Origin of the sequence: Youngiibacter multivorans, from assembly GCF_017873395.1 — a bacterium.
Lineage (GTDB): Bacteria > Bacillota > Clostridia > Clostridiales > Clostridiaceae > Youngiibacter > Youngiibacter multivorans.
In genome coordinates this window covers 1-13078 of the sequence record NZ_JAGGKC010000003.1, presented here as the reverse complement: position 1 = coordinate 13078, position 13078 = coordinate 1, and the positions used below count along the sequence as shown (strand labels likewise).

The 13078-nt window shown below is 45.4% G+C and carries 14 protein-coding genes; 9 read left to right on the top strand and 5 right to left on the bottom strand.

The window, feature by feature from the left end; translation table 11 throughout:
- Positions 1-199: 199 nt before the first annotated feature.
- From J2Z34_RS02620 to J2Z34_RS02610, 3 genes are read left to right on the top strand one after another with little or no spacing between them, the layout of a single operon-like run.
- On the top strand, positions 200-427 hold the full coding sequence (locus J2Z34_RS02620; RefSeq protein ID WP_209458305.1) for a FeoA family protein: 228 nt from the start codon (positions 200-202) through the stop codon (positions 425-427).
- Entirely contained in the window at positions 424-2172 is a 1749-nt protein-coding gene (gene feoB, locus J2Z34_RS02615) for a ferrous iron transport protein B (RefSeq protein ID WP_209458304.1), read from the top strand. The genes J2Z34_RS02620 and feoB overlap by 4 nt, the downstream gene beginning before the upstream one ends.
- Positions 2173-2181: 9 nt before the next feature.
- Positions 2182-2343, top strand: coding sequence for a FeoB-associated Cys-rich membrane protein (locus tag J2Z34_RS02610; RefSeq protein WP_209458303.1), 162 nt, complete (start codon positions 2182-2184; stop codon positions 2341-2343).
- A gap of 39 nt (positions 2344-2382) precedes the next feature.
- Here the strand turns inward: J2Z34_RS02610 and J2Z34_RS02605 are convergent, their stop codons facing one another.
- The gene (locus J2Z34_RS02605; protein WP_209458302.1) at positions 2383-2616 is read right to left on the bottom strand and encodes a DUF1653 domain-containing protein; all 234 of its coding nucleotides are present in this window, start codon (positions 2614-2616) and stop codon (positions 2383-2385) included.
- Positions 2616-4301: an arginine--tRNA ligase gene (argS, locus tag J2Z34_RS02600; protein WP_209458301.1), complete on the bottom strand. Its 1686-nt coding sequence runs from the start codon at positions 4299-4301 to the stop codon at positions 2616-2618. The genes J2Z34_RS02605 and argS overlap by 1 nt, the downstream gene beginning before the upstream one ends.
- A gap of 215 nt (positions 4302-4516) precedes the next feature.
- On the opposite strand from argS, the gene J2Z34_RS02595 reads away from it, so the two are divergent.
- The 4 genes from J2Z34_RS02595 (at position 4517) to J2Z34_RS02580 (ending at position 8107) form a co-directional block, all read left to right on the top strand.
- The gene (locus tag J2Z34_RS02595; protein WP_209458300.1) at positions 4517-6073 is read left to right on the top strand and encodes a Ppx/GppA phosphatase family protein; all 1557 of its coding nucleotides are present in this window, start codon (positions 4517-4519) and stop codon (positions 6071-6073) included.
- 113 nt (positions 6074-6186) lie between these two features.
- Positions 6187-7092 (top strand): DUF2156 domain-containing protein, encoded by a 906-nt coding sequence (locus J2Z34_RS02590; protein WP_209458299.1) that lies wholly within the window; start codon positions 6187-6189, stop codon positions 7090-7092.
- A gap of 24 nt (positions 7093-7116) precedes the next feature.
- Positions 7117-7611 carry a thiol peroxidase gene (tpx, locus tag J2Z34_RS02585; RefSeq protein ID WP_209458298.1) on the top strand — a complete coding sequence of 165 codons (495 nt, stop codon included), beginning with the start codon at positions 7117-7119 and terminating at the stop codon, positions 7609-7611.
- Positions 7612-7762: 151 nt separating this feature from the next.
- Entirely contained in the window at positions 7763-8107 is a 345-nt protein-coding gene (locus tag J2Z34_RS02580; RefSeq protein WP_209458297.1) for a DsrE family protein, read from the top strand.
- A gap of 25 nt (positions 8108-8132) precedes the next feature.
- Here J2Z34_RS02580 and J2Z34_RS02575 read toward each other — a convergent pair whose 3' ends face one another.
- The 3 genes from J2Z34_RS02575 to hcp form a co-directional block, all read right to left on the bottom strand.
- The gene (locus J2Z34_RS02575) at positions 8133-8522 is read right to left on the bottom strand and encodes a hypothetical protein (RefSeq protein ID WP_209458296.1); all 390 of its coding nucleotides are present in this window, start codon (positions 8520-8522) and stop codon (positions 8133-8135) included.
- A 4-nt stretch (positions 8523-8526) separates the two neighbouring features.
- Positions 8527-9159, bottom strand: coding sequence for a tRNA (guanosine(46)-N7)-methyltransferase TrmB (trmB, locus tag J2Z34_RS02570; protein ID WP_209458295.1), 633 nt, complete (start codon positions 9157-9159; stop codon positions 8527-8529).
- A gap of 232 nt (positions 9160-9391) precedes the next feature.
- A complete protein-coding gene (hcp, locus tag J2Z34_RS02565; protein WP_209458294.1) occupies positions 9392-11023 on the bottom strand; it encodes a hydroxylamine reductase in 1632 nt (543 codons plus the stop codon).
- A 147-nt stretch (positions 11024-11170) separates the two neighbouring features.
- Here hcp and J2Z34_RS02560 point away from each other — a divergent pair, with 147 nt between their 5' ends.
- The gene (locus J2Z34_RS02560; RefSeq protein ID WP_209458293.1) at positions 11171-11818 is read left to right on the top strand and encodes a hypothetical protein; all 648 of its coding nucleotides are present in this window, start codon (positions 11171-11173) and stop codon (positions 11816-11818) included.
- A gap of 225 nt (positions 11819-12043) precedes the next feature.
- Positions 12044-12985: an arginase gene (gene rocF, locus J2Z34_RS02555; protein ID WP_209458292.1), complete on the top strand. Its 942-nt coding sequence runs from the start codon at positions 12044-12046 to the stop codon at positions 12983-12985.
- Positions 12986-13078 lie beyond the last annotated feature (93 nt).

Sequence of the window (13078 nt, the reverse complement as noted above, 5' to 3'; positions counted from 1 at the left end):
CAACCAATATTTCCGACCACAGGTAGCAGCCTGAGGTCATCGGTTCCTTGATACAACTATCCACTTTCCATTGTAATATAATGATGGGGTATATTCTACAACGTTAACAAAATAACAATTTCCGGGCACTCTTGACTGAACATGTGCATGGCATTATAATGTAAATGTAATTGATAATCATTTTCAATGAGGTGTAAAAATGTGTCTGACAGATATTAAACCAGGCGGAAAAGCAATGATAGAAGGAATAGGCGGCAATGAGAAGCTTGCGAAGAGGCTCCTTGCCCTTGGATGCACAGAAGGCTGTGAAATAGAAGTAGTTAGGAAAGCGCCCCTTGGCGACCCGCTGGTCCTCTCACTCAGAGGATTCCATATCGCCCTGAGAAAAGCTGATGCTAAAAATATTTTTGTGAGGGAGGCCATATGATAACAGTAGCTCTTATCGGCAATCCCAATGTTGGGAAGACAACCCTTTTCAACATTCTTACCGGTTCCAGCCAATATGTCGGAAATTGGCCTGGTGTCACAGTTGAAAAAAAATCCGGCTATTCGGATGGAATGGAGATTGTGGACCTTCCCGGCATTTATGCACTCGATACATTTTCAAATGAGGAGAAGGTATCCAAGGACTTTCTGGAGCAAGGCATTCCTAATGTAATTGTAAATATCGTAGATGCCTCCAATCTGGAGAGGAACCTGTATCTGACCTCACAGATCAACAAGTATGGAATTCCTATAATAATGGCTCTGAACATGATCGACATAGCAGACAAGAAAGGCATTGTCATAGATGCTGCCAAGCTCGAGGCAGAAACAGGAATCACAACCGTGCCGATTGTTGCTGCCAAGGGAAAAGGTATCAGCGAGCTTACAGAGATCATCAGGAGCGACCGCTATAGAAAGACTAACAGCCTGAAGTCTTTTGAAAACGAGAAGGAAGCATACGGCGAGATCAGCACCATAATAATGAAGGCATCCAGGAGAACCGAAGGTGTCGTAACCATGACCAGAGCAATAGACAACGTGGTGCTTAATCCATTTCTGGCATACCCCTTGTTCTTCGGAATGATGTTCCTTATTTTCAAGCTTACTTTCTCCTGGGTAGGAGACCCGCTTGCAGGAATATTTGAGGAATACCTGCTGGTTCCGTTCATGGCGCTGGTCAGCAGCCTGCTTTCCGGCTCATCGGAATGGTTCAGAAGTCTCATAGTTGATGGAATCATCGGAGGCGTTGGATCCATCGTCGTATTCCTGCCGGTAATACTTACACTGTTCTTCGGCATTTCAATTCTTGAGGACAGCGGGTACATGGCAAGGGCAGCCCTAATGATGGACAGGCTCATGAGAAAGATCGGACTTTCAGGAAAGGCCTTCATTCCCATGATCATCGGTTTCGGATGTACGGTGCCTGCGGTCATGGCAACTCGGTCCCTTGAATCAGAGAAGGACAGGAAGCTGACAGCACTCCTTACACCATTCATGTCCTGCAATGCCAAGCTTCCTGTATTCGTACTGTTCACTTCAGTATTCTTTTCAGGGAACCAGGACATTGTGGTATTTTCACTTTATTTATTGGGCGTTCTCGTATCATTCGCTCTCGGGCTTCTGTTCAAGCGAACAATATTCAAGAAGGACGAGGAGCCGTTCATAATCGAGCTGCCGGAGTACAAGCTGCCCTCCCTCAGGCATGTAGTCAAGAACACATGGGACAAGGGTGAGCATTTCCTCAGGAAAGCAGCAACTGTAATATTCGGAATGTCTGTAATCATCTGGTTTCTCTCAAACTTCAACCTAAGTGGACAGGCAGACATGGGTACCAGCTTCCTGGCATCAATCGGAGGAGCTATTTCCCCAATATTTGCTCCGCTTGGATTTGGTAACTGGCAGGCATCGGTAGCCCTGATCACAGGCATAATGGCCAAGGAAGTGGTCGTGTCCACCATGGGAGTCATATATGGAGGGAGCCTTTCATCAGTTCTTCCTACAGCCTTCACTGCTGCAACAGCACTAAGCTTCCTTGTATTCGTGCTTCTCTACACTCCCTGCATCTCAGCCCTGGCTACAATGAAGAAGGAGTTCGGAGGAAAGTTTGCAGTATTCGCCGCAGCCAACACATTCGCTGTGGCCTGGATTGTATCTTTTGCAGTTAAGCTTGTCGCACAGGCCATATAAGGAGAACCCATGGAAATTATAATAGCATTGGCAATCTTCGCAACAGCTGGCTATTTTGTGGTGAAGAGCCTCAGAAAATCCACAGCAGGCGACTGCGGTAGCTGCAGTTCCTGCAGTACCCGCTGTTCATCGTTCAAGGACGATGAAGGTATGAAGTTCATAGACAGATGAGAAAAATCCCTGGTCAGTAAAAAACTGACCAGGGATTTTTCATGTCTCATCTTCGTGCATGAATCTTCTTGCCTGTCCGGTTGGGTTTTCCTTATCTTCAGGTACGGCTTCAAGGAACATGGATAGAGGCCTGGCAAAAAGCCTTTTCTCCTTTCCCTCGGGGAAGTAAATGACAAGCATCTCTTCAGTCTCGGTATGGGTAGCAGTTCCCTCAACAACATACCAGTTGCCTTTGAAATGTCTGTACCTCCCAATTTTAATTTCCCCGTCCATTACATCCTCTCAACAGTATCTATGCCGAGGAGGTTCATTGCGGTCCTTATTACGACAGTTGTCGCTTCAACGAGAGCAAGCCTTGAGTTCTTGACTTCATCAGTCTCAGTTGATATAGGGCAGTTGTTGTAGAACTTGTTGAAGTCCTTGGCAACCTGGATAACATATCTTGATATCACAGAAGGCTCATATTTGTCTATGGCCATTGATATGGCATCCTTGAATGATGCAAGGGTCTTTGCAAGCTCGAATTCTTCCTTCGTCGTCACATACTTGCCTTCAAGGCTTAAACTTGTACCATTCTTCCTTATTATGCTCCTTGCCCTGGCATATGTGTACTGAACGTATGGTCCAGTCTCTCCGTCAAACGACAGCATCTCTTCCCAGTCGAATATTATGTCCTTTTCCCTGGAATTCTTGAGATATGTGAAGATTATGGCTCCTATTCCAACTTTCCTGGCTACATCCTCCTTATCAGGAAGACCTGGATTCTTTTCATCTATTACCTCAAGTGCCTTTTCAGTTGCCTCCCTAAGAAGATCCTCAAGAAGAATTATGTCACCTTTTCTTGTTGACATCTGCTTTCCTGGGAACTTTACCAGACCAAAGCCCACATGTACGCAATCCTTGGCCCATTCGAATCCGGCAAGCTCAAGGGTCTTGAATACCTGCTTGAAATGCAGGCTCTGAGGAATTCCAACCACATAGATGTTCTTGTGGAAATCATAGGTTTCCTTCCTGTATAGTGCAGCAGCAAGATCCCTTGTCGCGTATATGGTAGCTCCATCAGCTTTCTTTATTATTGTCGGAGGCATGTTGTATTCATCAAGAAGCACCACCTGAGCTCCCGATGACTGAGTAAGCAGACCCTTTTCACTGAGTATGTCAACTACCCTGTCCATTTTGTCCGAGTAAAAGCTCTCTCCAGCAAAGGACTTGAATGATATTCCCAGCTGGTCGTAGATTTTCCTGAACTCCTTCAGGGAAAGCTCCCTGAATTCCTTCCAGAGCGCAGTCTCGTATTCCTTTCCGTCCTCGAGGTTCTTGAAGTGCAGTCTTGCAACATCGTCCAGCGATGGATCCTTGTCAGCCTCCACATGGAACTTGACATAAATCCTGTTCAGCTCTTCAATCGGGTCTTTCACCAGAGCTTCCTTGTCAACCCACCAGCCATAGGCAGCAATCAGCTTTCCGAACTGTGTTCCCCAGTCTCCAAGATGGTTGACACTTACAGAGTCATACCCTTCGAAAGCAAAAATCCTGTCAAGTGAACTCCCTACGACCGTTGAGAACAGATGCCCAACATGGAATGGCTTCGCTATGTTTGGCGAGGAAAATTCCACAATAACCCTTTTTCCGGCACCAGTTCCCTGCGAACCATACGAGGATTCTTCAGAAATGATCTGCCTTACCACGTCTTCAACATATGTACCCTTCTTCAGGAAGAAATTGACATACGGACCAAGAGCCTCGACCTTCTCCACCTCGGGTATCGAAAGCTTCGACGAAAGCTCTGCCGCGATGGCGTTTGGAGCCTTCCTGAGAGTCTTAGCCAGCTGGAAACATGGAAAAGCATAGTCTCCCATCTCCGACCTTGGCGGCACCTCGAGCAGCCCCATGACGATGCCTTTCTCTAAACCCAGTTCTTCTTCTATCTTGGAAGATATGATAACCTTGTAATCCAAATTGCTACCTCCTGTGAGATTCCATAGCCACAATTAATGTGGATACTGTCTTGTTTTTATCCCTAATATTCTACTATAACAGGCTCGATTAGTCCATAGCATGCGTTCACCATAAACAACGCGGTGTTGAAATCCAAGCCATCTCAGACTATTATAGTCATATAGGGTGCAATAAGCACCAGAGGTGCCTATTAGCATCAAAGGGAGCTGTCTGTATGGAAAACATGGTAGAAGAAAAAAAAGCTGAAAAGTTGGGTGTAATAGACCTTGGTGCCAATACAATGAGACTTGTCATATGGGAAGTCACCGATGAAGGGGTAGTCAATCTTCTCGATGAGCTTAGGGAGACCGTCAGGATGGCTGAAGACATTGATATTCTCGGAATAGTCTCTGAGACAAAGATTGGGGAGATCCTTTCAGTCCTTAAGCGGTTCCAGGTCCTCATGAATGCCATGGAGGTCACAGAGACGATTGCTGTGGCTTCAGATACCTTAAGACGCGCTGATAACAGCGACGAAGTCGTGTCCAGGATAAAGGATGAGGTCGGTATAGATGTCAGGATACTCCTTGGCATCGAGGAAGCTTATCTCGACTATGAGGGCATTGTCAATTCGATGAAGGTCAGGAACTCACTTGTTGTTGACATCGGAGGTGCAAGCACTGAGCTTCTCTGGATCAAGAACGGAGAGATGAAGGAATCGACATCCATACCTGTAGGAACGCTGAACCTTACAAGGAAGTACGGACTTAATGATGTTGTATCCCCTAAGAACCATATCGACCTGGAGGATTATCTGGCTGAGGTAATATCAAAAGTGCCGTGGATCGGAACCAACTTCTTCAACGACATCATAGCTGTAGGCGGTTCAGCAAGAACTATAGCAAAGGTGGATATGAAGAAGAAGAGGTATCCTCTGTCCATACTCCACAACTATACCCTGTATGATTCGGATGTAACCAGCCTTTATGTAACCTGCATGGCCAAGAACCAGAAGCAGAGGCAGATGATAGAGGGCTTGTCTAAAGACCGTTCAGACATCATCCTGGGAGCCCTGGCGATAATGGCTTCCATACTCAAGTCCACTGGTATCCAGAACGTCAGGATAAGCGGAAAGGGCATAAGGGAAGGCGTGCTGTACGACTATGTAAGGACGAAGCACCTTCTTTATTCAGAGATGCTGGACAGGTCCATACAGAATATTATGAAAAAGCATGATGTTGACCAATCCCATGCCGAGGCTGTATATTACCTGACCGAGAAGATATTCGCGGGACTGAAGCCACTCCACAAGCTGGGCAAGGAATACGACGACATTCTCAAGACATCCTGCATGCTTCATGATGTTGGAATGTCCATAAGATACTACGACCATGAGAAGCACAGCTTCTATATAATAATAAATTCAGAAATCAACGGAATGAGCCACAAGGACGTTCTCCTCAGTGCCTTCGCAGCCGGATACCACCGAAATTTCAGCTATGAGATTTCCAACATAAACTTCGGACAGATCCTCAACAGGCTGGACATCAATTCTGTTGAAAAGCTGGGTGTATGCATATCAATTGCCGAGTGCCTTGACCGAAGCCTGTCCGGGCTTGTATATGACCTGTCGGTAGAAATCGATGAGGATACAGTGAGAATCATCCCATACTCAGAATTCGACCTCACTCTTGAAATTTTCGAAGCCATGCGTGTGGCAGAGAGGTTCAAGGGAATCTTCAAGAAAGACCTTTGCATAGTGCACAGGAACAGCCCCTGCAGTCAGGAATAGACCATTGGCCTGCTTCAATGAATGGACCTTTGGTCTATTCTCTTGCAAACCGAGGACAATATGATATAATTAAATTGAATACAATTAATAATAGCGACCCTAGGAGTGATAATTTGGAACTTAATGACCTTGACCTCGCGAGCCGGGCGATTTTCGACGGATATCTCAAACCGTTCAAATATACAGCCTCAACGTACAGCTTCACGAACCTCTATATGTGGAGAAGGATGCAGAATATCCGGTACCATGCAGACGATGATGCACTATACATTGTCAAGGGCAAGCAGAATCCTACTTTTCTACCGCCCGTAGTGAAGGATGGCAAAAGCGCAGCAAGGTCCTACGCTAAGCTTGTTTCACATCTTCAAGACAACGGAATGCCCCTAATGATAAGGGACGCCCGAAACGAAGATGTCGAGCTCATGCTTGGTATGGGGCTGGAGCTTGAAGCTGTTGAAGACATTGACAACAGCGAGTACGTATACCTCGTTGAGAAGCTAAGGACATTTTCAGGCAAGAAGCTTCATGGCAAAAAGAACCACTATAACAACTTCATCAAGAATTATGAGTTTGAAACAAGGCCACTGGAGGACTCACGTGAAGAAGCCAAGGAATTTGCCAGGAAATGGTTTTCAGAAAGTTCACAGAGTGAAAGCCTGCTTGAGGAATTGAATGGTATAATTGAGTTACTGGACAATATCAAGGACTTCAACATTGTCGGAATATCAGTCTTCATCGATGGTCACTGTCATGGCTTCACAATCATGGAGATACTGAACAAGGACTGCATACTGAATCACATAGAAAAAGCCGACCAGTCCATAAACGGGCTATATACGTTCATAATAAAGACAGTGCTGGACCAGTACGGCGAAGGTATTCTATACACCAACAGGGAGCAGGATCTGGGCATACCTGGTCTTCGGAAGTCAAAGCAATCCCTGCACCCTGAATTCATGGAGAAGAAGTTCCTTGTGAACTTGACCGGAGGGTTTGATAACCTGAAGGATCTGCAATAAACAAATACAGGAGAGGTGAATTGAATGAAAATCACATTTGGCGGAAATGAAGTTACTCTTTACGGTGACACTCTGAAGGTCGGGGATAACTTCCCTGATTTCACTCTTACCGACACGAAGCTTGCTGACGTAACAAATGAAGATATCAAGGGAGCAAAGGTTATCCTTACATTCCCTTCGGTTGATACCGCACCATGTTCACTTGAGCTTCTGACCTTCAACGACAGGCTCGAGGACTTCAAGAGCTACAAGGTCTTTGGAGTATCGATGGATCTGCCGTTCGCAATCGAAAGGTTTGTCAAGGTGAATGCCGGAGACAACATCAACATGCTTTCTGACCACAAGTACAGGATATTCGGCGAGAAGACCGGAACCTACATCGAAGAGCTGGCACTCCTTGCAAGGGCAGCATTCGTGGTTGACAAGAATGACAAGATCACCTATATCGAATTCGTTGCTGAAGTTGGAGACGAAGTCGATTACGACAAGGTCCTCGTAGAGGCAGCAAAGGTATTCTAACTCACAAGATTCATCGCTAACTTTGGTTTGAACAAAAACCATAAACATAAATACCGGTCACGTTGAGGCAAAATGCCAAAATGTGCCGGTATTTCTCTAATTAGATTGATTGTTGTGACTAAATACAGTCCCAGAAAAAGGAGCTTTTATAATGGATGATAAGAATAAGCTGCACATTTTATGGACAAACGCGGATATGGATACCTCCAGGCTAATGGTAATGATGTATGCAAAAAACAGCATGCTCCGCAGTTGGTGGGAAGAAGTCACTGTCATTGTGTGGGGAGCAACCGCCAGGCTCTCTGCTGAAAATGCTGCAATCCAGGAGGAGATACGTCTTGCGCAGCAGGCCGGAGTCAAGTTCTCAGCCTGCATTGCATGTGCAAGGGAGCTGGGGGTTGTATCCGAGCTCGAAGCCCTGGGAATCGAGGTCAAGTCATGGGGACCTCCTCTGACTGAATTGCTCAAGAACAATGAAAAGCTAATTACAATATGAAAAAAACGCCGTCACCGGCGTTTTTTCAGTTCAGGCTATAACCTTCCCTGTATTTTTCCATCATCTGTTCTATTCTGTCAGGAAAGCTGTTCAGGTAGCCTTCAAGTATGAAGAAGGCCGCAGCGCTGCAGGCGGTATAGTCGTAGGAGCTTCTTCCGAAATAAGTCCCTTCCTCATCGAACCTTATGCAGATATTGTCCATTTCAAGGACATCTTTCGCAGTGTCTGCATTTGCCTCGCTGAACATTTCCGGGTATTCTGACATGAATTCAAGAATCCTAAGCCTGTCCTCATGGTCAAGATTGAATTTGAATTCCACTTCCCCTAGCGGGACATCCAAATGTATTATCTCTGTCTTGTCATAATGTCTTCTGACCTCCTTCAGGAGGCCTGAATGAATCTCATTTATTGTCATATCTTCACTTCCTGAATATGCCGAATTTGATGTTCACTCCGAATGCTGTGAACTTCTCTTCGTATTCTGTCTTTATGTTCCCCTCAAAGCCGCTTACGGCAAGGTCTAACGACCTGTATCTCTCCTCGAAGCCTTCATCCCTGAAGTACTCCAGGCTATGCTCGAATAGCTCGTCATCGTCAGTCTTGAACCAAACTTCTCCTCCTGGCTTCAGGAATCCCTTGTACTTGGTCAGGAATCTGGGATGAGTAAGCCTCCTCTTGTTATGTGATGCCTTAGGCCATGGATTGCAGAAATTGATATAAATCCTTTCTACTTCATCCTCGCCGAATACTGTCTCTATGTTTTCGACAAGCATGGGAATTATCCTTACATTGTTGAGACCCAGCTCATTGATTTTCCTCAGTGCGAATACAAGCACTTCATCCTTCAGGTCTATCGCAACGTAATTCTTGTTCCTGTCCATAGATGCCAGCTCTGATATGAATCTTCCTTTTCCGCATCCAAGCTCCAAATGTATCGGATTGTCGTTGCCGAATTCTTCATGCCATCTGCCCTTCTTGCTTACAGGATCAAATATTGCCTTGCTGTCCTGTTCCATTTCAGGCCTTGCCCACCATTTTTTTCGAAGTCTCATCTGTTTTCCTCTCGTTTCCTCTATTTCACATTGAAAAATTATAACTCATTCCTGAGAATATTGCACTAATTTATAATAAGAGATTGTATGAGAAAATTGATTGATCATCAGACTGCAGGGCTGACAGTTCGGGCTGAGTAAAAACTTGTAATAAACCTTCCATATCCATTTTTAAACATGGAAAAGGCTGTCCTTTCGGTGCTTCCACCTTCAGGACAGCCATCTATGGGAATTAGTTGAGCATGAACAGTTTTACATCGTCTTCAACAGTTCCTACTCCTGCTATGCCGAATTTCTCAACGAGCACCTTGGCTACATTCGGTGAGAGGAATCCTGGAAGTGTAGGTCCGAGATGGATGTTCTTGACTCCAAGCGAGAGAAGCGCGAGAAGTACTATCACAGCCTTCTGCTCGTACCACGCTATGTTGTACGCTATCGGGAGTTTGTTGATGTCATCCAGCCCGAATACGTCCTTTAGTGTCAGAGCAATCATTGCAAGCGAATATGAGTCGTTGCACTGTCCAGCATCAAGCACCCTTGGTATTCCACCGATGTCTCCCAGAGGAAGCTTGTTGTAACGATACTTTGCGCAGCCAGCTGTAAGGATGACTGTATCCTCCGGAAGACTCTTTGCGAATTCAGTATAGTAGTCTCTCGACTTCATTCTGCCATCACAGCCTGCCATGACGAAGAATTTCTTTATCGCTCCGGACTTCACTGCATCAACAACCTTGTCAGCAAGAGCAACGACCTGGTTGTGTGCGAATCCTCCGACTATGCTTCCAGTCTCAATTTCCTTAGGTGACGGAAGAGTCTTTGCAAGGCTTATTACAGCTGAAAAGTCCTTCTTGCCGTCTGCACCAGCTATTATGTGGTTGCATCCTGGATAGCCTGCTGAACCTGTAGTGAATATTCTTCCTCTGACCTCTTCGCTCTTTGGAGGAACTATGCAGTTCGTTGTGAATAGTATCGCTCCGTTGAATGAGTCAAATTCCGTAACCTGCTTCCACCATGCATTTCCATAGTTTCCTACGAAATTGTCATATTTCTTGAATGCAGGATAGTAGTGGGCTGGAAGCATTTCGCTATGAGTATATACATCCACGCCGGTACCCTTTGTCTGCTCGAGCAGCTGCTCAAGGTCAGTCAGGTCATGACCGGAAATGAGGATTGCAGGATTGTTCCTGACACCTATGTTTACGGATGTGATCTCTGGATGTCCGTATTTCGAAGTATTCGCTTCATCGAGCAGTGCCATAGCCTTTACTCCATGTTCTCCTGTCTTTAAGGTAAGAGCTACAAGGGCGTTCGCATCAAGCGAATCATCAAGCGTTGCAGCCAATGCCTCATATGTGAATGAATAGATCTCATTGTTCTGCTTACCGATGTTGTACGCATGCTCTGTGTAAGCTGCCATACCCTTCAGTCCGTATATTATCATTTCACGCAGCGACCTGACGTCTTCATTCTCTGTAGCAAGAACGCCAACCTTGGCTGCCTTCTCAAGCATAGCCTCTCTTGTGTCCGCTTCAAATGTGGCTGCGTCATGCATACCTTCTGCAGTTACTGATGCCCTCAGTTCATTTCTTAAACCGATCATCTTCCTGATCTGCTGCTCTATTGCATCCTCATCGAAATTGGCGTTTGTAATCGTCATGAAAAGGCTGTTAAGCATCTGGTGATTTACCTCACCGATTCCGCTTATATCTACTCCGCCCTTGACTACAACTTCAGAAACTCCCTTTGCAGCATAAATCAGAAGGTCCTGAAGATTTGCTACAACCTCGTTCTTTCCGCAGACTCCGCGAACATCGCATCCAGTACCCTTAGCTGTCTCCTGACACTGATAACAAAACATGCTCATAAATTCCCTCCTATGGATTGTTTTACATTAAAATGATAGCAGATACGGACACGATAAGTAGGTAACATATGTTACACTTCTTACTTTGTTGACAGTGTTAACAAATCGGTTATAATTACAATGTACAATTCAAACACGGAGGTTCACATGGAGAATAATTTCACACCGGTACAGACCGTTCAGCTCGGAAGAATCAGGATACAGGAAAACCTGGAAAAAATGATCGCTGAAGCCCTCGACATGAAGAAGGACGGCCTTGGAACAACACTCATTGGTGAAGCACTGGATAAATTCGGAAGAACCACAGCAGACGATACTTTCTCACAGGACAGCGACCACATGAAGGGACACGAATGGCTTGAAAATGCAGTCATAAGCAGTGAAAAAAGGATAGCATACATGATCAAGGGCGCCCTTGATGCTAATCCCAAGTATCTAAGCGTAGTAAAGGAAGTTTACAGGGATTGCGCCTATACACTCGGATATCAGATCAAGTCGAAAAACACCATATCAAGACTTGAAGAAGCATATGCGGCACTTGATTCTGTGGTGCTCGATGGAATGCCTTGCGACAAGGTAAACCAGATTGAGTCAGTCACAGCAGACACCCTTGTATGGACAGGTTCAAAGGATGTTCACAGGGAGAATTTTGAAGCTGCGGGACTTTCATCAGACATATTCCCTTCTCTAAGGGAAACTTTCAACAGAGAACTTCTGAAGGCTCTCGGCAAATTCAGCTACAGCCTTGAAGTAAGGGAAACAGAACCGATTTTCCTCAACAAGATAACAAAGTAAATATGACACAAACGTCTTAAGCAAAGTCTTCATGCATGAAAAATGCATGGAGACTTTGCTGTTTATTGCAGCGGTTCGTTTTCGCAGTTTGAAGTTATATATATATTACTATTTTAGTATCTTTATGCATTTATGCACAAAATTTTTATAAAAGGCCTCCAACATATGGAAAACCACGGTATGTTGTCATATAATAAATTGACTAATCGTGGAGGTGATAATCGAATGGACATAGACCTTATCGGCGTACCCATGTTCTACGGGTGCGACAGGGAAGGAGTCGAACTGGGACCGGACAAGCTTCGCGAGCTCGGGCTCAAGGAGCTTCTTGAAAACAAAGGAAGCAACGTGAGAGATAAAGGAAATGTCGTCGTTCCTTTTGCGTCACCTGATATGAAATATGTTAGAAGCAGCAAGATGAAGTATCTTGATGAGATATTGACTACAGCGGAAAACCTGGCATCGGAAGTGGAGGATTCCCTGAAAAGAGGAAGGCTTCCCCTTGTAATCGGAGGAGACCACTCTCTGGCATTGGGGTCGCTTGCGGGTGTAGCAGGAGCTTTAGGCAACCGTCATGCTGTCATTTGGATAGATGCGCACACCGACATCAACACAGACCAGACCTCACCATCAGGGAACGTTCATGGAATGCCTTTGGCAGCCGCAATGGGAGTAGGTCCCACAGTGCTTCTGTCAGTGCATGGAAAAGAAAAGAAGGTACTTGACAGAAATGTCTACGTGGTCGGCGCAAGGAGCCTCGACAGGGGCGAGGAGAAACTGATAAGTGACAGCAGAATGACTGTATACAGGATTGGCGACATACACTCAAGCGGTATGCAGGCAGTTATTGACGACCTTCTCAGGAGACTCAGAGAAAGCAGGATTTCCGACATACATATATCATACGACATTGACTCTCTTGATAAAAGCCTGGTTCCAGGAACGGGTACACCCGTCAGGAACGGACTGAAGCTTGAAGAAAGCGCTCAGCTTGTCGAAGCCATAATGGATACAGGGCTCGTAAGGAGCATTGACTTCGTTGAATACAATCCAAAGCTTGACAAGGATGGCAGGACAGCAGAATCATGCTTGTACATGCTTGATGTATTTGCAGGCTGTCTTGGAAGACAAACAGGAAGAATGGATATTGGAAGGACCGGCTCATAATGATCTGCTCTCCGTCAAGAGGACAATGAAATAACATAAGATTTTGACAGTGCCTACGCACTGGATTAGCCGCAAATCAAGGGTGCTTTAGCT

Excerpts from the sequence above, each read along its gene's own strand:
- rocF (WP_209458292.1), top strand. The coding sequence starts at position 12,044 with ATGGACATAGACCTTATCGGCGTACCCATGTTCTACGGGTGCGACAGG.
- J2Z34_RS02595 (WP_209458300.1), top strand. The coding sequence starts at position 4,517 with ATGGAAAACATGGTAGAAGAAAAAAAAGCTGAAAAGTTGGGTGTAATA.
- J2Z34_RS02560 (WP_209458293.1), top strand. The coding sequence starts at position 11,171 with ATGGAGAATAATTTCACACCGGTACAGACCGTTCAGCTCGGAAGAATC.
- J2Z34_RS02610 (WP_209458303.1), top strand. The coding sequence starts at position 2,182 with ATGGAAATTATAATAGCATTGGCAATCTTCGCAACAGCTGGCTATTTT.
- J2Z34_RS02605 (WP_209458302.1), bottom strand. The coding sequence starts at position 2,616 with ATGGACGGGGAAATTAAAATTGGGAGGTACAGACATTTCAAAGGCAAC.
- J2Z34_RS02620 (WP_209458305.1), top strand. The coding sequence starts at position 200 with ATGTGTCTGACAGATATTAAACCAGGCGGAAAAGCAATGATAGAAGGA.
- tpx (WP_209458298.1), top strand. The coding sequence starts at position 7,117 with ATGAAAATCACATTTGGCGGAAATGAAGTTACTCTTTACGGTGACACT.
- J2Z34_RS02580 (WP_209458297.1), top strand. The coding sequence starts at position 7,763 with ATGGATGATAAGAATAAGCTGCACATTTTATGGACAAACGCGGATATG.
- feoB (WP_209458304.1), top strand. The coding sequence starts at position 424 with ATGATAACAGTAGCTCTTATCGGCAATCCCAATGTTGGGAAGACAACC.
- trmB (WP_209458295.1), bottom strand. The coding sequence starts at position 9,159 with ATGAGACTTCGAAAAAAATGGTGGGCAAGGCCTGAAATGGAACAGGAC.
- hcp (WP_209458294.1), bottom strand. The coding sequence starts at position 11,023 with ATGAGCATGTTTTGTTATCAGTGTCAGGAGACAGCTAAGGGTACTGGA.
- J2Z34_RS02575 (WP_209458296.1), bottom strand. The coding sequence starts at position 8,522 with ATGACAATAAATGAGATTCATTCAGGCCTCCTGAAGGAGGTCAGAAGA.